Origin of the sequence: Salifodinibacter halophilus, from assembly GCA_012999515.1 — a bacterium.
GTDB lineage: Bacteria > Pseudomonadota > Gammaproteobacteria > Nevskiales > Salinisphaeraceae > Salifodinibacter > Salifodinibacter halophilus.
This window is the reverse complement of record JABEEB010000806.1, coordinates 1-232: the sequence shown is the minus strand read 5'-3', so window position 1 is coordinate 232 and position 232 is coordinate 1. Positions and strand designations below refer to the sequence as shown.

The window sequence follows — 232 nt, the reverse complement described above, 5'->3', positions numbered from 1 at the left end:
CGACCAGCAGGTCCTCGACGGGGTCCTCGAACGAGATGAACTGCTCGGTCCCGCCGGCGACCTCGTAGGTCATCACGTCGAGTTCGATGCGGTCGGGGTCCGGGTCAGCCTCGTTCATGCCGACCTCGCGGGCGCGGATGTCCCGCTGGACGATGCCCCGTTCCTCGGCGCGCTGGGCGGCCAGTTGCCGGAGGTTGGACTTCCAGACGCCGGCGTCGATGAAGTCCGCGGG

General features: G+C 69.4%; 1 protein-coding gene. It reads right to left on the bottom strand.

Annotated elements, in window-relative coordinates; translation table 11 throughout:
* Positions 1 to 232 (bottom strand): tRNA uridine(34) 5-carboxymethylaminomethyl modification radical SAM/GNAT enzyme Elp3 (locus HKX41_13815; protein ID NNC25210.1); only part of this gene is annotated, 232 nt, incomplete at both ends.